Origin of the sequence: Simiaoa sp. (assembly GCF_051972595.1) — a bacterium.
GTDB lineage: Bacteria > Bacillota > Clostridia > Lachnospirales > Lachnospiraceae > Acetatifactor > Acetatifactor hominis.
Genome location: NZ_JBOKRY010000028.1, coordinates 20,129 through 36,520 on the forward strand (window position 1 = coordinate 20,129; position 16,392 = coordinate 36,520).

Sequence of the window (16,392 nt, forward strand, 5' to 3'; positions counted from 1 at the left end):
GCCTATGAGTAAAAAACTGAGCATCATCGTACCCGTCTACAATATGGCGGCGGAGGGAAAACTGAATTATTGTCTGGACAGCCTGGTGGGACAGACCATCCGGGGAATGTATGATTATGAGATTCTCTGCGTGGATGATGCTTCCACGGACGAATCCCTGGAGATCCTGTTAGACTATCAGAAGCGCTACCCGGAACTGATCTGTGTGATTCCGAATGAGGTGAATCTGCGCCAGGGCGGTGCGAAAAATGTGGGACTAAAAAACGCAGAAGGCGAATGGATCGGCTTCATCGACAGTGATGACTGGGTATCTCCGGATTATTATGAGAAGCTTCTGAAAAAAGCAGAGGAGACCGGAGCAGATCTGGTGGGCTGCGATTACAGCCTGGTGGATCATCATACCTTTACCGTTGGCAAAGTCATTGTCAACAATACTCCGGAGCAGACGGGGGAACTGACGAAGGAACAACACCGCAGCCTGTTCATGCGCCCGGGCAGTATGGTACTGAAGATTTATAAACACAGTGTGATCCGGGAGAATCATCTGGATTTCCCGGAACATATTTTTTACGAAGATAATTGTGCAGGCCCCTTATGGAGTCTGTACTTTCGACATTTTGAGAGAGTGGAGGAACCGTTGTATTACTATTACCAGCATGCGGTATCCACGGTGCATCATATCACGGAAGAAAAGTGCAGGGACCGTATGAAGGCGGCAGAGCTTTTATACACGGAATGTGAGAGAAGAGGGTTCCTTACGGAATATTCACAGGAGATCGAGTATCGTTATACGGAACTGTATTATGCCATTACCCTGTTCTCTTATATGGGAGGGGTAACACATCCTAAGCCGGCTTTTATCAGACAGCTCCGAAAGGGTGTGGAAGAACGTTTCCCTGAGTTTGCACAGAATCCCTACTATCTGGAGCACACAGGGGCACCGGAACAGAAGCTGATCCGGATGCAGAGCAGATCGGATCTTTTATTTTTTGTTTACTATCGTATGAAACAGTGGATCTGGAAGAAAAGAGGTAATTTATAATGCAGACAGCCGGTAAAGCAGTGGCGATCATAACCGCAAGAGGGGGGAGCAAACGGATCCCTCATAAAAACATCAAGGAATTCTGTGGAAAGCCGATCCTGGCTTATTCCATCGAAGCGGCACTGGCTTCGGGAGTATTTGACCGGGTCATGGTATCCACCGATGATGAAGAGATCGCAGAAGTCGCAAGGAAATATGGAGCAGAAGTTCCTTTCATGCGCAGTGAGAAGACGGCAAATGATTATGCCACTACGAAGGATGTGTTGGAAGAAGTGCTGGCGGAGTATGAAAAACGCGGGGAACATTTTGATACCTTGTGTTGTATCTATCCCACCGCTCCCTTTATTACACCGGATAGGCTGGCGGAAGCAATGCGCCTGTTGGAAGAAAAAAAGGGGGACACCCTGCTTCCGGTAGTACGTTTCAGCTTTCCGCCCCAGCGCTGCGTGGTACAGGATGAAGATGGGTATCTTAAGTTCAAATGGCCGGAATATCGTAACAGCCGTTCCCAGGATCTGGAACCCTATTATCATGATGCGGGACAGTTCTACTGTCTGCGGGTGTCGTCTTTCCTGGTCCAACAGAATCTGATCATGGAGAAAACGGTACCCATGGAGCTTCCGGAGACAGAGGTGCAGGATATTGACAATGAAGAGGACTGGAAACTGGCAGAGATGAAATATCATATGCTGGGGAAGGCTTGAGGATATAAAGTATGGGAGAAAAGGATCATCTTAAGATCAAAATCGGAAACCGTCTGATCGGAAGCGGGGAACCGGCATATCTGATCGCGGAAATGTCGGCCAATCATGCGGGGAGTATTGAACGGGCGAAGGAGATCATCCATGCCGCCAAAGAAAGCGGCGCGGACTGCATCAAGATTCAGACATATACGCCGGATACCCTGACAATTGATTGCCACAACAAATATTTTCAGGTGAATAACGGTACCTGGGAGGGTGAGAATCTCTACAGCCTCTACGGTAAGGCATATACCCCGTGGGAGTGGCAGCCCCAGCTTAAGGCAGAGGCGGACAAGGTAGGAATCGACTTTTTGTCCACTCCCTTTGACAATACCGCAGTGGATTTCCTGGAGGATATGGGGCTGGAATTCTACAAGATCGCTTCTTTTGAGATGATCGATCTGCCCTTGGTAGAGTACGTGGCATCGAAAGGAAAACCGATCATCATGTCCACCGGTATGGCTACCCTGGAGGAGATCCGGGAAGCTGTGGAGACGGTATATCACACCGGCAACAGACAGCTGGTGCTGTTAAAATGCTCCAGCGCTTATCCCGCAGACCCGGCGCAGATGTATCTGAGGACGATTACCGATATGCAGAAACGTTTCGACCTGCCCATTGGTCTGTCGGATCATTCCATGGGTTCCATGAGCGCAGTGACGGCAGTGGCTCTGGGGGCATCGGTTATTGAGAAGCATTTCTGCTTAAGCCGCGAGATCGAGAATCCGGATGCTTCGTTCTCCATGACACCGGAAGAATATAAGCAGATGGTGCAGGATATCCGTAATGTGGAGGCTGCCCTGGGAACACCGACGTATGGCGTGGAAAAACAGGAAGAGAGTAGCAGAGTGTTCCGCAGATCTATTTTTGTAGTGAAGGATATACCCGCAGGAGCAGAGCTTACGGAAGAAAATATCCGCATTATCCGTCCCGGTTACGGCATCAAGCCCAAATACTGGAAAGACGTCCTCGGCATGCGGACGGATCATGCCATGGAGAGAGGAACACCTCTTACCTTTGATGCCCTGGAGAAGGGCAGTATTCTGTTTTTGACCAATAATGCGAATACAGACGGTCTGTACCGGTGGCTGAAGGAGCAGGGAGAACAGGTATACCGGGTGGAGAATAAAGTAACGGCCCAGATGATCGCACAGATGAAGCCTTCTCTGATGATCAGCTTCAATTACCGCCATATCATTCCACAGGAGGTGCTGGATCTGATGCCCGGCAGAGTCATCAATCTGCATACCTCGTATCTGCCTTATAACCGCGGCTCCAGTCCGAACTTTTTCAGTTTCCTGGAGGATACGCCCAAGGGTGTGACCATTCACCTTATGAGTGCGGGACTGGATGAGGGGGATATTTTATGCCAGCGGGAACTGCATTTTGACGAAGAAAAGGAAACCTTTGCCTCCACCTACGAGGCACTGCTTCAGGAGATGGAGAAATTATTCCGGGAGAACTGGCATAAGATCCGGGAAGGCAGCATCATACCCGTGAAGCAGACGGGAACCGCTACTTATCACAGAATGAAGGATCTGGATGCTATCCGGGAAAAGGTGGATTTTGACTGGAATATGAAGATTGCCGATTTTAAAAGAGCTTATGAAAAGGCAATGGGGAAGGATAGAAACAGCTGATGAAGGTATGGATCCGCGCAGACGGCAATGAGCATATAGGAACCGGGCATGTGATGCGCTGCCTTGCCATTGCGGAGGCACTGGAGGCAGCAGGGGTACAGGTGTGCTTTGTCATGGCAGATGACGCAGCTGCAAAGCTGGTAAAAAGCAGAGGCAAAAAGGTAAGGATCCTGCATACCCGGTATGACAGCATGGAGGAGGAACTGCCTGTATTGACAGCTGTCATGGAAGAAGAACATCCCGATATGCTGCTGATCGACAGCTATTATGTCTCGGATGCTTATCTGGAGCGGCTGACGGAGCAGGTATGGACAGCCTATATTGATGATAAAAGCTTCCACTCTTATCCGGTGAACATGATCATCAATTATAATATATACGGGGACAGAGGCCTGTATCATCCAGAGCCGGCTTACAGTCTCATGGGAGCAGCTTATGCGCCTCTCAGACCGGAATTTCGTAATGTGGAATATCATGTAAGAGAACAGGCAGAGGCAGTTCTTCTGACCACCGGAGGAAGTGACCGCTATGATCTGGCGGGACAGATCCTGCGGGCAGTGCCGAAGGAGATACCTGTGGTATTTCATGTGGTCAGCGGAATCTTCAATCCGCATTATGATGAGCTGTGCCGTATGGCACTGGAGGATGATAGAATCCGGGTGCACCGTAATGTAAGTCGGATGTCGGAACTGATGAAGGAATGCGATATCGCCATAACGGCAGGCGGTTCTACCATGTATGAGCTTTCTGCCATAGGAGTTCCCATGATCAGTTTCTCTTTTGTGGATAATCAGGAGAAGATCGTAGAGACCTTTTATCAAAAGAAAATCACCTGTTACGGAGGAAATTACCTGACAGAAGGTGATCTTATGCCGGGGCGGATCGTGGAACATATGACGGAGCTGATGCAAAGCAGAGAACTGCGGGAACATTACAGTAGTCTGGAACGTCATCTGGTAGATGGAAATGGTGCCAGCAGGATCGCGGAGGAACTTTGCCGGGTTTATGAAGAAGATAGAATTTAGCAGAGTAAAAATGATATATAGTACGATTGCAGTCGTGATTTTCGTGGTACTGCTGTTGCTGCTTTTTCCGGGGGATCGTGAATATCAGAGGATTCCCTATGATGTGGTATTCCTGGGAGACAGTGTCTATGGACTGTGCCGGGATGAGACTTCCATTGCCGCAAAATTACAGGACAAGACGGGCTTAAAATGCTACAACGGCGGTCTCGGCGGAACGGTGCTTGGCAGAGCGGACGAAGAGAGAAGACTGGGATATACCAAGGATTCCATCTCCGCGGCGGGATTGGTGAGATCTTTTGCAGTGAAGGATTTCGGTGTGCAGCGGACGGTTCATATCCGGGAATCTGCAACGGATTATTTTGAAGATACCCTGGGAGACCTGGGACAGATCGATTTTGATCAGGTGAAGATCCTGTTCATCGGGTCGGGACTGAATGACTATCACTCGGGCAATCCCATCGAATCCACGGCGGATCCGTATCATCCCTATGATGAATATACTTACTGCGGCGCCATCCGCAGTATTGTAAAAGAGCTGCGGGAAGCGTACCCGGACCTGCGCATCATTTTCATTACGCCACCTTACACCTGGTATACAATACCGGAGCTCACCTGTGAGGAATATGATCTGGGAGGCGGTGTGCTGGAGGATTATGTGAACGCGGAGATCGGGCTTTGTCAGGCTTTGGACGTGGAAGTGATCGATATTTATCATAACTATTATCCTCATGAGACCTGGGACGACCTGTATCTGTATACGGATGATGGACTGCATCCCAACGAGGCAGGCAGAGAGAAGATCGCACAGACCATCGCGGAATACTTGGACAACTATTCAGAGCCATGAAATATTTACAGATGGGCGTCGAATGCTGGCATTCGTAAGAACAGCTGAAAATATTTCTTTGGCGAAGTAGCTTCCATGAACAAAAGGAAAGCACCGCAGGTGCGGTTTTGTGAATGGAGCTCTGAATAGTTGAATTAAGGAGAATAGAACATGAAAACACCCTGGGAATTTTTGCAATATAGCAGGAATAAGATCAAAAATACTTGGAAAATTGCATTTGTATCGGCATTCGTCATCGGTCTGCTGATCCATCTTCCCGTGATGCTGTCGGATATTCCGAATCATGACGGACTGAGCAGCATGTATTTTGATCAGAATATGATCACGTCCGGACGTTGGTTTCTAACGGTGGCATGCGGATTTTCCTCTTATTTTACGATCCCGTGGGTCATTGGGCTGATCGGCATGGTGTGGCTTTCCCTTGCATCGGTGGTGTTGACGGAGACTATGGAACTTGAGGATCCGTTGACCATTATCGGTGTCAGCGGACTGCTGGTATCTTTTCCGGCACTGGCGTCTACCTTTGCCTATGTATTTACCATGGACGGTTATATGATGGCACTGTTTCTGGCGGTGCTTTCGGTGCTTTTTACCAAAAAATATAAAAAAGGCTGGATCCTCGGAGGCGTATGCCTTGCCTTCAGTATGGGAATCTACCAGGCGTATCTGCCGTTTGCCATTTTGCTGTGCGTATATGTGATCCTGCTCTTTTTTATGGAGGAGCACGGTGTGAAGGAAAAGGTACAATATACATTGCGCTATCTTGGCATGGGAATTGCCGGAGCGGTATTGTATTATGTGATTCTGCAGATTTTGTTAAAACTGCAGGGCAAGGTACTGGATACCTATCAGGGCATCAATTCCATGGAACAGGGAGGTTCCGGGCAGGGAATGCTCACCACCTTAAAAGGAATGTATTATGATTTTCTGGCATTTACGCTGCATGGCGATGTGCTGGTGAACAATATTTTTTCCTTCGCAGCATGCGCGGTACTCCTGCTCTCGGTGCTATTTTTACTGGTGAGAAGGATGTTTCAAAGAAAATGGTGGAAGAATCCGGTATTTTTCGTTATAATAATTCTGTTGGCGGTGGGACTGCCGCTGTTAACAAATGTGATTTTGATCATTTCCCCGAATCTGACCTATCATCTGCTCATGCGATATCAGTGGGTATTATATCTGATCCTTATGCTTGGATTTACGGACAGATATGCGGGTGAGAATGGAAAAGCGGACATCGGTATCCGTTGGGCGGCACTGCTTGCTGCCTGGATCCTGGTGTTCAATTACGGAGTATCGGACAACATCGGGTACTCGAATCTGGAGAAAAAATATGAGAAGACTTATGCGTACTGTGTCCGTCTGTTAGACCGGATCGAACAGACCCCCGGCTATTATCAGGGGATTCCCGTGGCAGTGGTGGGCGTTATCGGTTATGATGAATTCCCCACGACGGATATTACGGGAAAAGTCACGGACGGCATGATCGGGTTAAGCGGTGATTATCTGATCTATAAGGGAGCGGATTACCAGGCGTTTATGAAGAATTATCTCGGCGCTACCCTGAACTTTTTAGATCCGGATACCGTTGGCGAGATCTATATGACACAGGAATACATTGACATGGATACTTTCCCGGGGGCAAACTCCACGAAAGTAGTGGACGGCATCCTCTATGTCAAGACAGAGAACTGCGGAAGGGATTAAGTATGGCTTTATTATCAATTGTCTTACCGGCATACAATGAGGAACAGAATATTGCAAATACGGCAAAAGTGCTGGGAGACCTGCTGGATGCGAACGGAATCGATTACGAGCTGGTATTTATCAGTGACGGATCGAAGGACGGAACCTTTGAACGGATACAGGAATGTGCCGCACAGAATCCGAGAGTGCGGGGAGCGGAATTTTCCCGGAACTTCGGAAAAGAAGCCGGTATTTTCGCCGGACTGGAACTGACCACGGGAGACGCCGTGATCGTGATGGATTGTGACTTACAGCATCCCCCTGAGGTGATCCCCTTAATGTGGGAGAAATGGCAGCAGGGAGCAGAGATCGTGGAGGGCATCAAGTCCGACAGAGGACGGGAGAGCCTGGGATATAAGCTGTCCGCGGGACTTTTCTACAAGATCATGAGTAAACTGATCAAGATGGACATGAATGCTTCTTCGGATTTTAAGCTTTTAGACCGGAAAGTGGTACAGGTGCTTTTGGAGCTGCCGGAGAGAAATACTTTCTTCCGGGCATTGACCTTCTGGGCTGGATTTAAGACCGAGACCGTGGAATACGAAGTGCAGGAGCGCAAATACGGACAGAGCAAGTGGTCCTTCTGGAGCCTGATGAAGTATGCGATCACGAATGCTACTTCTTTCAGTACATTACCCCTGCAGCTGGTGACGATCATGGGAATGATATCCATATTTTTCAGTGTGATCCTGGCGATCCAGACGCTGGTGCGTTACCTGATGGGTACAGCCGTGGAAGGATTTACCACGGTGATCCTGTTGATCCTGATCATTGGCGGATTCCTGATGCTGAGCCTGGGGATCATCGGACATTATATTGCAAGAATCTATGAAGAAGTCAAGGGCAGACCGAAATATATCATCAGTCATGTGACGGCAAATGTGCCGCAGACAGCAGTAGGAAGCTGGAAGAGAGAGCACAGAGCAGAGCAGAATATATAAAAATACAGCTGGAACAGCGGAAAAGAGGATGTATTATGGTAGATATCAAGTTTAATGTACCGCCTTATGTGGATAAAGCAGCGGATTATATTCAGGAATGTGTAAAAAATCAGAAGATCTGCGGTGACGGTGAATATACAAAAAAATGTAATGCCTGGATCGAGGAGAGAACGGGAACCGGCAAATGTCTGTTGACCACTTCCTGCACCCATGCAACAGAGCTGGCGGCACTTCTGTGTGATATCAAGCCCGGGGATGAAGTGATCATGCCCTCTTATACTTTTGTATCCACAGCGGATGCTTTCGTACTCCGTGGTGCGGTACCGGTGTTCGTGGATATCCGCCCGGATACCATGAACATTGATGAGACACTGATCGAGGATGCCATTACGGAGAAGACGAAAGCAATCGTGCCGGTACATTATGCCGGCGTGGCATGCGAGATGGACACGATCATGGACATTGCAAGACGTCACAATCTGAAAGTGGTAGAGGATGCAGCCCAGGGAATCATGTCCACCTATAAGGGAAAAGCACTGGGAACCATCGGTGATTTCGGCGCTTACAGTTTCCATGAGACGAAGAATTACAGCATGGGAGAGGGCGGTGCTCTGCTGATCCGTGATCAAAAGGATGTGGAAGAAGCAGAGATCATCCGTGAAAAAGGAACCAACCGCAGCAAATTCTTCCGCGGTCAGATCGATAAATATACCTGGGTGAATTACGGATCCTCCTATCTGCCCAGTGATATGAACGCAGCTTATCTCTATGCACAATTAGAGATCGCCGATGAGATCAACGAAGCCAGACTTGCCTGCTGGAACCGTTATTATGATCAGCTGCTGCCGTTAAAGGAAGCAGGGAAGATTGATCTGCCTGTTGTACCGGAAGGCTGTGTACACAATGCCCATATGTTCTATATCAAGGCGGGAAATCTGGAGCAGAGGACCAGATTTATCAGCTATATGAAGGAGAACGGGGTACTTACGGTATTCCATTACATTCCGTTACACACGGCACCTGCAGGACTGAAGTTCGGACGTTTCCACGGAGAAGACCGCTTTACGACGAAGGAGAGTGAGCGTCTGGCACGACTTCCCATGTACTATGGACTGACACTGGATCAGGTGGATTTCATCTGTGGACTGATTAAAAACTTTTTTGAATTAGAGGAGCAGTAAGATGCAGAAAGCATGCAGAGCGCTTGCGGAGACTGCAGGCAGATTTCTGTTCATAGGCATCTCAGTACAGATCGTACTGGGAATCTGTTGGATGATCAGATCCTTTGGCATCTTCCCGGAATTCGGGGACAGCTATCTGTGGCTTGCGGCCGCAGGGACGTTTGTGTGTGATGACTACATGGGGATCGGATACCCTCTTTTTCTGATGCTTGCAAAAGGGATAGAAGCTGTAAGCTCTATCCCTTATACTTTTTTTGTTTACACGGTACAGATTTTGTTTGCATTTTACAGCGGTGTGGTATTTTTACGTTCCTTTGGCGGTACAGCGAAAAAATGGTTCCCGGTCTGGGGAAGCCTTGGACTTCTGACATATCCGTTTGCCATGCAGTGCCATCTGGCAGTGCTGCCGAATTCTGTGGGATATTCCTGTCTCTTAATGGAACTGGCAGTACTGATCAGATTTTTACGTGAGGATAAAGCGGAGGAAAAATTACCGCTGAAAAAGTTGTTCATTGCAGGAATCTGGTGGGCACTCAGTACGCTGTTCGTAGTGGAAAACAGGTATCTTGGACTGGTACCGCTTGTGGTGGTGTGGATCCTGCACCTGATCCGTATCCGGCAGCTCGGAAAACAGAGAGTGGGCAGAGAGTTATTGCTGCTTGCGGCAATGGCAGGCATTTTGTTCACAGTGGTACCGTTATGGCAGACCACAGGCAGCTACGGCAGAGCGGAGAATACGTTAAGTGCTGCAATGATGCGCAGATTTACCTGGACACATATGAGGGAAGAAGAGGAATACGACGCATATCCGGAGGAACTGCGGGAACAGATGACCTGGAAGGAATTTAAAGCAGCCGGGTATTATGCCGGAACCATGGACTCTGAGATACAGAAAAACATAGAGGATGCCCTGGGCAGCGAGGATGCGCAGAAGCTGTTCCGGAAGTATGCCGTATACGGACTAAAGACATATCCATCCGACAATATACACCAGATCGTCTGGGACATGGCAGGGTATGTGATGCCATCTACACTTTTGCAGATGTTTTTGGATGGAAGAGGATATGATACCTTTTCCGGCAGAAATGTAGACATTATGATGACAGGAGACCTGAAGCTGACAAATGACCTGTTAAAATACAGCAGCTGGTGGTTCCTTGTGGGAATTATTGCGACTGCTCTTGTGGTGATATGCCGGGGATCTTATAAAAAAGATGGAAAACGGTGCTTTTTGGAGATATTTCTTTTATGCGCAGTAACGGCACTTTGTATGGTCTTATGGTATACCATGCAGGATGCGGGATGCTGGGATTATAAGAACGGACTGCTTCCCGGAATGCTGTGGCTAGTGGGAATGATCTTAAGTGTCGGAAAGGAGGAACCATGACAGAACGCAGAAGGGCGCAGAACTGGTTTTTTCTGGGAATACTTGCAGTGCTGGTAATGGGGATTCCGTATATCATTTTGGGACAGGATGCCATCTTCGTCTATCATGATCAGCTGGATGGAGAGGTGATCGCATATCTTCTGAAGGCAAGACACCTCTGGGATGGCAGCGGTATTCTGCCGGAATTTATGAACGGTGCGGCGAAGACGGCACTGACCCTGCCGGCACCGGCGTGCGTTCTGTTGTACCGGTGGCTGCCTGCGTGGGCGGCACTTGCCTGCATGCAGGTGATCGGAAGCCTGACAGGCTATGTGGGAATGTTCTTACTGATCCGGCATGTGGCAAGAAGCGAGGAAAGACTGTCTCACAGACAGGGAATGATGGCTTTCGTTGCCATGGCGGTGGGATGCCTGTATGCGTATGTGCCGTTTTTGCCGGTATATGGCTTGTCTCAGTATGGACTGCCGCTGTTATTATACTGCGTGCTCCGGCTGGGAGAAGCGGACGGTAACAGAAAGATCTATATTGCAGCTTATTCGTATGTGATCTTTTTTGGCGTAAATTCGTCACTGGTGCTTGCGGGATTCGCCGTGCTGGGGATCTGGGCGTTGTGGGAAGTGATTACCCTTCTGCGCAGACGGTTTCGGGCAGGGCAGGGAATTGGCTGGCTGCTTCTTTTGGCGGTGTATTTATTGGAAAACGGAGCCCTTTTACAGGAAATTTTCGGCGGCGTGGGAGCAGTTTCCCATAAAGCGGAATATAGCTTAGCTCCGGTAGCTTTTTGGGGACAGCTGTGGACGAATCTTTTGCAGGGAGGACAGCACAGCGTGGATTATCACCGGTGGATCTTAGTTCTGGCAGTATGCTTTGTGATAGTGACAGGGATCCGCCTGGGAATATCTGCCGGGGATAAAAAATCCGTAACCGGACTGGAAAAGGCACTGTTTTTATCCTGCGGCGGCATTTTATTGTTTGCCTTCGCGGCGGCTGTCTGGGACAGCGGCGTAGGGGTTGGTATCCGCTCGGGGCTTGGAGCGTTGAAGGGCTTCCAGGCGAACCGGGTGCTGTGGCTGAGCCCCTGTCTGTGGTATTTTGCCCTTGGCTGCTGTCTGCTGATGGTAGTGAAATATCTTCCAGACAAGCAGGAGACGGCAAAAAGCGTAAGAAAATGGCTGGCAGCAGGAGAAATGTTACTGGCTGTGGGAGTGACACTTCTTACGGCAGCGCAGGTCCTGCCGGAGAGTAACTTAAAGCCGAATGTGCAGAAAATGTTACACGCAGACTACGGCGCCATGAGTTTTCGGGATTATTATGCTGTGGGTGTGTTAGAGCAGGTGCAGCAGTATATCCGGGACAATTTTGCAGAAGAACCGGAGGATTACCGGGTGGTAAGCTTAGGGATCGATCCGGCGGCAGCGCTGTATCATGGCTTTTACTGCCTGGATGGGTATTCTAACAATTATGATCTGGCTTATAAGCACCGCTTCCGCGAGATCATTGCACCGGAACTGGACAAAAGTGAGTATCTGACAGAGCAGTTCGATGGCTGGGGCAACCGCTGTTATTTGTACAGTGCGGAATGTCCGGGGTATTATACGGTACAGAAGGGCGGTTTCTATTTTCAGAATTATGAGATCAATGCACAGAGCCTGAAGGAACTGGGCGGACGGTATCTGCTGTCAGCGGCGTACATTGATCATTGCGAAGATACGGGGCTTAAGCTGATCCGGGAAGATCCCTTCGAGACAGAGGACAGTTATTACCGGATCTATCTCTATCGCGTTATGGAATAAAAAAGTCTGACGATGGATCGGACATAAGACAGGTATAGGAATATGAGTGAAACGAGCAGATGGAAAAAAATCCTGCCGGAGCTTCTGGCAGTTATACTGTGTCTGGGAGTGCTGTGTGTGGGGGTAAGCCTTAAAGAAGGCTACCATATGGACGAACTGTTAAGCTTCGAACTGGCGGATGCCAGGTACAATCCATGGATTGTTCCCACCCAGCCGGAGGGACGTCTGGCAAAATTCGTGCGGGAAGAGATACAGGGAGACAGCTTTGGTGAGACCCTGATGAATTTGAAAAGTACGGTAACGGATGTACTGAAGAACCGCGGCAGCAGTAAACTGTTATCTTACAAGGCGGATGTCTATGAGGAGCCGGTCTGGATCACTTCCGGGCAGTTTCGGGATTATGTAACAGTGGATGGTAGTGATGCGTTTGACTACCTGTCGGTGTATTTTAATGTGAAGGATGACAATCATCCGCCGGTGCATTTTATGCTGTTGCATACTATGAGCTCCCTGTTCTCTGGGACTTTGTCACCGTGGCTTGGATGTACGATCAATCTGATCTGTGTGGGGATCACATTATGGCTGCTGCTTCGGTTGGGAAGACAGCTTTCGGAGATTTTGGGTATGGAAGAGCAGGGAAGACTTTTGGGGATCCTTGCAGTATTACTGTACGGACTCAGCACGGGAGCACTGGCTTCTGTTCTGCTGATCCGCATGTACTGCCTCTTATCCTGTCTGTGTGTGGCACTGCTTTCCATGCATGTGGAGAAATGGAAGGAACATGGATTTGACCGGAGTAATAAGGGACTCATTGCCATTACGGTGCTGGGATTTCTGACCCAGTATTTTTTCCTGTTCTATTGTATTCTGCTGGCGGCGGTGACGGCAGCGGGACTTTTATGCAGTAAAAGAATGCGGGAATTATGGATATATATTCGCTCCATGGTAGTGGCAGCGGTGATCGGACTGGTGTTGTTCCCCTTTGCGATAGGCGACGTATTTTCCAGCGGAAGAGGTGTGGAAGCTCTGGACAATCTGACTTCCGGATTTGCCGGATACGGAGCGAGACTGCTTGCTTTTGCGAGGATTCTGGCAGACCGGACGGTGGGAGATCTGTTACTCGGGGCAGGCTGCGCCACGGCAGTAGTTTTGGCAGTGGTACTGTGGTATCGCAGACACAGAGGACAGGAGCTAAGTATGTCCCGGGAGGTCAGGGGGATCCTGTGCATGCTCATCATTCCGGTGGTGGGGTATTATCTGCTGGCATCCCGGATGTCACCGTATCTGGTGGACCGGTATGTGATGCCCATGTTTCCTATGATTGCGTTACTCTTCGCGCTTCTTTTATGTTGCCTGGGGAAGAGACTTGCCAAGACTTCCGGCTGGAAGGAACGTTTAGTAGGCATTGGGCTGATGGCTCTGATTATTGTAGTGCAGGGACTGCGCCTTGCATCCTATGACGGAGAATACCTCTATCGGGGATATGGGCAGCAGGAACAGCTGGCGGAAGAGTATGCGTCACTTCCCTGTATCTGCGTCTATGCCGGTGTGGGATATTATGAGAATCTGCCGGAGTTTATGTACTACGACAGGACACTTTTGGTGACGGCGGAGGAACTTGCAGAGCGGAAGGATGTGGATTCGCTCCGAATGCTGGACCGGGTAGTGGTACTGATCAAACCAGGGGTTGAGGAAGAGACGGTTTCTTCGGTCCTACGGGAGAGATACGGCATGGAACCGGAGGAGACGCTGTTTTCCGAAGGGGTGCACGGAGATAATATTTATCTGTATGTAAGATAGCAGAGAACGGAAACGAGGGTGAAAAATGATCGTAGTTCGCTTGTTGTGGCTTGCGGTGCTGGTGTTGGTCCTGCCTGTGTGCGTGGGAAACTGCTTTGCAGGTGTGGATAAACCTCATAAAAATATAGTATTCCTGTGGACCAGCGGGCAGATGCTGTTGTGGGCAGGATTTCAGGTGATCTGTGTTCCGGTGATCCTTACGGAGGGAAGACTGGAGAAGGTAGTGCTATGGTATGGCGTTTATATCACAGGACTGTTAGCGGTGTCTGCAGTGCTGTGGTTTCGTAACCACAAAGAACCCAAAGCAGTGTGGACGCAGAAGCCGGACCGGGAAGCGGTCATATTGTGGGTGATCTTTGGAGTGCTTTTATTACTCCAACTGGTACTGGCAGTGGTTATGGTCTACAATGACGGAGATGATGCTTATTATGTGGCAATCTCCACAGCGGCGCAGGAGTCGGGCAAAATGTATCAGAAGCTTCCTTATACCGGTATGAGCACGGAACTGGATGTGCGGCACGGACTGGCACCTTTTCCCATCTGGATCGCCTGGCTTTCTCAAATGACGGGAATTGCCACGGTGACAGTGGCGAAGACCCTGCTTCCGGTTGCACTGATCTCTATGACCTATGGCGTATTTTATCTGATCGGCAGTAGAGGGCTGTCCCAGGGGAAGAATCTGCCGCTGTTTTTGATCTGCACGGAAGTACTGGTTTTATTTGGAGATTATTCTTTTTACACCGTGGAGAATTTTATGATCGCCAGGAGCAGACAGGGAAAAGCAGCGTTGGGCAGTATTCTGATCCCTATGATCTTCTTCCTGCTGTTAATTTTGTTTCGCAGACTGCAGGAGAAGCAGAAGATTACGGTGGGATTCTGGATCCTTTTAACTGCAGTCATGACATCCTGCTGTCTTGCCAGTACCATGGGAGCATTGCTTGCATGTATGCTGGTGGGAGTTGCCGGAATCTGTGGGGCAATTGCCTATCAGAACCGGAAGCTATTGCTGCCCTTAGCGGCCTGCTGCGTGCCCTGTATCATCTATGCGGGGATGTATCTGGTATTAGGGTAGCCGGTGCTAGGGTAACCGGTATTAGGGTAGCTGGTATTAGGGTAGCTGATATTAGGGTAGCCGGTGCTAGGGTAACCGGTGCTAGGATAACCGGTGCTAGGGTAGCCGGTGCTAGGATAACCGGTGCTAGGATAACCGGTATTAGGGTAGCCGGTATTGGGGTAACCGGTATTAGGGTATCTGGTATTAAGTAATCGGAAGGTAAGACCGGAGTCGGAGGATAGAAATGGAAGCTTTGAAGCTGTTTCAGGAATATATGGGAACGGGGCTGATCATGATCTGGTTCCTGATAAGTCTGTTGTATCTGTGGCTTACGGAGAAGCGAAAGCACATCCGTGTGATGTTTCTCTATGTGCCCCTGGTGTTATTATTTGTTTTTTTTAACCCCCTTGTGGCGAAGCTGGTATCGGGGCTGGCAGACGGGGAGATCTATTACCGGATTCTGTGGCTTTTGCCGGTGACTCCGGTGATCGCCTATGCGGCGGTGGATTTCTGCGGCAAACTTGTCGGATATAGGAAATACGTGGGGATAACGGCAGCGCTGATTCTGTTCATGCTATCCGGAAGCCTGATCTATCGGAATCCCTATTTTCAGAAAGCGGAAAATGTGTATCATGTACCAACAAGTGTGGTGGATATCTGCGATGCCATTGAAGTCCCCGGCAGAGAAGTTATGGCGGTATTCCCCGGAGAACTGTTGCAGTATGTGCGGCAGTATTCTAATGTGGTGTGCATGCCTTACGGACGGAATATCGTCGTAAGCAAATGGATCGTACAGAATGATCTGTATGATGTGATGGAGCAGGAGACCATAGATGCTGCAGAACTGGCAGAACTGGCACGGGAAGAGCAGTGTGCGTATATTATCCTGCCGGAGTCGAAGAACCTGGTGGGAAGATTGCAGGACCAGGAGTATGAAGAATTCGGAAGAATGCACGGGTATGTTATCTACAAGGATGCTACTGTGGATTTGTACTATTTTCTGCGAGAGTAAATTGAGAGTTAGTGAAGAAATGCTATCGAATCCCCGTAGCCCGCATTGGGGCTAAGAACCGCAGACCCGCTTCCGCTTCGGACGCAGACTGTAGCGGTACATAAGCGAGGACAATACCCTCGCTAAGTACCGACGGCTGCTTAGAGTCTGCTTGTCCTTACCCCAACTGCAGGCTACTGGT

13 protein-coding genes are annotated in these 16,392 nt (G+C 49.3%); all 13 read left to right on the top strand.

Annotated elements, in window-relative coordinates; genetic code table 11:
- Positions 1-4: 4 nt before the first annotated feature.
- The 13 genes from ACTRDR_RS10365 to ACTRDR_RS10425 all read left to right on the top strand — a co-directional run bounded on the left by ACTRDR_RS10365 (position 5) and on the right by ACTRDR_RS10425 (position 16,211).
- Positions 5-1,042 carry a glycosyltransferase family 2 protein gene (locus ACTRDR_RS10365; protein WP_440527375.1) on the top strand — a complete coding sequence of 346 codons (1,038 nt, stop codon included), beginning with the start codon at positions 5-7 and terminating at the stop codon, positions 1,040-1,042.
- The gene (gene pseF, locus ACTRDR_RS10370) at positions 1,042-1,746 is read left to right on the top strand and encodes a pseudaminic acid cytidylyltransferase (RefSeq protein WP_440527377.1); all 705 of its coding nucleotides are present in this window, start codon (positions 1,042-1,044) and stop codon (positions 1,744-1,746) included. The genes ACTRDR_RS10365 and pseF overlap by 1 nt, the downstream gene beginning before the upstream one ends.
- Before the next feature lie 11 nt (positions 1,747-1,757).
- Positions 1,758-3,425, top strand: a complete 1,668-nt coding sequence (gene pseI / locus ACTRDR_RS10375) for a pseudaminic acid synthase (protein WP_440527379.1) — start codon at positions 1,758-1,760, stop codon at positions 3,423-3,425.
- The gene (pseG, locus tag ACTRDR_RS10380) at positions 3,425-4,450 is read left to right on the top strand and encodes a UDP-2,4-diacetamido-2,4,6-trideoxy-beta-L-altropyranose hydrolase (RefSeq protein ID WP_440527381.1); all 1,026 of its coding nucleotides are present in this window, start codon (positions 3,425-3,427) and stop codon (positions 4,448-4,450) included. The genes pseI and pseG overlap by 1 nt, the downstream gene beginning before the upstream one ends.
- A gap of 10 nt (positions 4,451-4,460) precedes the next feature.
- A complete protein-coding gene (locus ACTRDR_RS10385) occupies positions 4,461-5,297 on the top strand; it encodes an SGNH/GDSL hydrolase family protein (protein WP_440527382.1) in 837 nt (278 codons plus the stop codon).
- A 150-nt stretch (positions 5,298-5,447) separates the two neighbouring features.
- Positions 5,448-7,004: a glucosyltransferase domain-containing protein gene (locus ACTRDR_RS10390; RefSeq protein ID WP_440527384.1), complete on the top strand. Its 1,557-nt coding sequence runs from the start codon at positions 5,448-5,450 to the stop codon at positions 7,002-7,004.
- A 2-nt stretch (positions 7,005-7,006) separates the two neighbouring features.
- Entirely contained in the window at positions 7,007-7,984 is a 978-nt protein-coding gene (locus tag ACTRDR_RS10395) for a glycosyltransferase family 2 protein (protein ID WP_440527386.1), read from the top strand.
- A 35-nt stretch (positions 7,985-8,019) separates the two neighbouring features.
- The gene (rffA, locus tag ACTRDR_RS10400) at positions 8,020-9,165 is read left to right on the top strand and encodes a dTDP-4-amino-4,6-dideoxygalactose transaminase (RefSeq protein ID WP_176865973.1); all 1,146 of its coding nucleotides are present in this window, start codon (positions 8,020-8,022) and stop codon (positions 9,163-9,165) included.
- Position 9,166: 1 nt separating this feature from the next.
- A complete protein-coding gene (locus ACTRDR_RS10405; RefSeq protein WP_440527388.1) occupies positions 9,167-10,552 on the top strand; it encodes a hypothetical protein in 1,386 nt (461 codons plus the stop codon).
- Entirely contained in the window at positions 10,549-12,345 is a 1,797-nt protein-coding gene (locus tag ACTRDR_RS10410) for a DUF6044 family protein (RefSeq protein WP_440527390.1), read from the top strand. Before ACTRDR_RS10405 ends, ACTRDR_RS10410 begins: the two co-directional genes overlap by 4 nt.
- Positions 12,346-12,387: 42 nt before the next feature.
- On the top strand, positions 12,388-14,145 hold the full coding sequence (locus ACTRDR_RS10415; RefSeq protein WP_440527391.1) for a hypothetical protein: 1,758 nt from the start codon (positions 12,388-12,390) through the stop codon (positions 14,143-14,145).
- A gap of 25 nt (positions 14,146-14,170) precedes the next feature.
- Positions 14,171-15,217, top strand: coding sequence for a DUF6077 domain-containing protein (locus ACTRDR_RS10420; protein ID WP_440527392.1), 1,047 nt, complete (start codon positions 14,171-14,173; stop codon positions 15,215-15,217).
- A 226-nt stretch (positions 15,218-15,443) separates the two neighbouring features.
- Positions 15,444-16,211, top strand: coding sequence for a hypothetical protein (locus ACTRDR_RS10425; protein ID WP_440527394.1), 768 nt, complete (start codon positions 15,444-15,446; stop codon positions 16,209-16,211).
- Positions 16,212-16,392: the final 181 nt, after the last annotated feature.

What these genes read in the sequence shown, in the direction of transcription:
- pseI (WP_440527379.1), top strand. Translation starts at nt 1,758, where the DNA reads ATGGGAGAAAAGGATCATCTTAAGATCAAAATCGGAAACCGTCTGATC.
- ACTRDR_RS10405 (WP_440527388.1), top strand. Translation starts at nt 9,167, where the DNA reads ATGCAGAAAGCATGCAGAGCGCTTGCGGAGACTGCAGGCAGATTTCTG.
- pseF (WP_440527377.1), top strand. Translation starts at nt 1,042, where the DNA reads ATGCAGACAGCCGGTAAAGCAGTGGCGATCATAACCGCAAGAGGGGGG.
- ACTRDR_RS10365 (WP_440527375.1), top strand. Translation starts at nt 5, where the DNA reads ATGAGTAAAAAACTGAGCATCATCGTACCCGTCTACAATATGGCGGCG.
- ACTRDR_RS10390 (WP_440527384.1), top strand. Translation starts at nt 5,448, where the DNA reads ATGAAAACACCCTGGGAATTTTTGCAATATAGCAGGAATAAGATCAAA.
- ACTRDR_RS10395 (WP_440527386.1), top strand. Translation starts at nt 7,007, where the DNA reads ATGGCTTTATTATCAATTGTCTTACCGGCATACAATGAGGAACAGAAT.
- ACTRDR_RS10425 (WP_440527394.1), top strand. Translation starts at nt 15,444, where the DNA reads ATGGAAGCTTTGAAGCTGTTTCAGGAATATATGGGAACGGGGCTGATC.
- ACTRDR_RS10410 (WP_440527390.1), top strand. Translation starts at nt 10,549, where the DNA reads ATGACAGAACGCAGAAGGGCGCAGAACTGGTTTTTTCTGGGAATACTT.
- ACTRDR_RS10420 (WP_440527392.1), top strand. Translation starts at nt 14,171, where the DNA reads ATGATCGTAGTTCGCTTGTTGTGGCTTGCGGTGCTGGTGTTGGTCCTG.
- ACTRDR_RS10415 (WP_440527391.1), top strand. Translation starts at nt 12,388, where the DNA reads ATGAGTGAAACGAGCAGATGGAAAAAAATCCTGCCGGAGCTTCTGGCA.
- pseG (WP_440527381.1), top strand. Translation starts at nt 3,425, where the DNA reads ATGAAGGTATGGATCCGCGCAGACGGCAATGAGCATATAGGAACCGGG.
- rffA (WP_176865973.1), top strand. Translation starts at nt 8,020, where the DNA reads ATGGTAGATATCAAGTTTAATGTACCGCCTTATGTGGATAAAGCAGCG.
- ACTRDR_RS10385 (WP_440527382.1), top strand. Translation starts at nt 4,461, where the DNA reads ATGATATATAGTACGATTGCAGTCGTGATTTTCGTGGTACTGCTGTTG.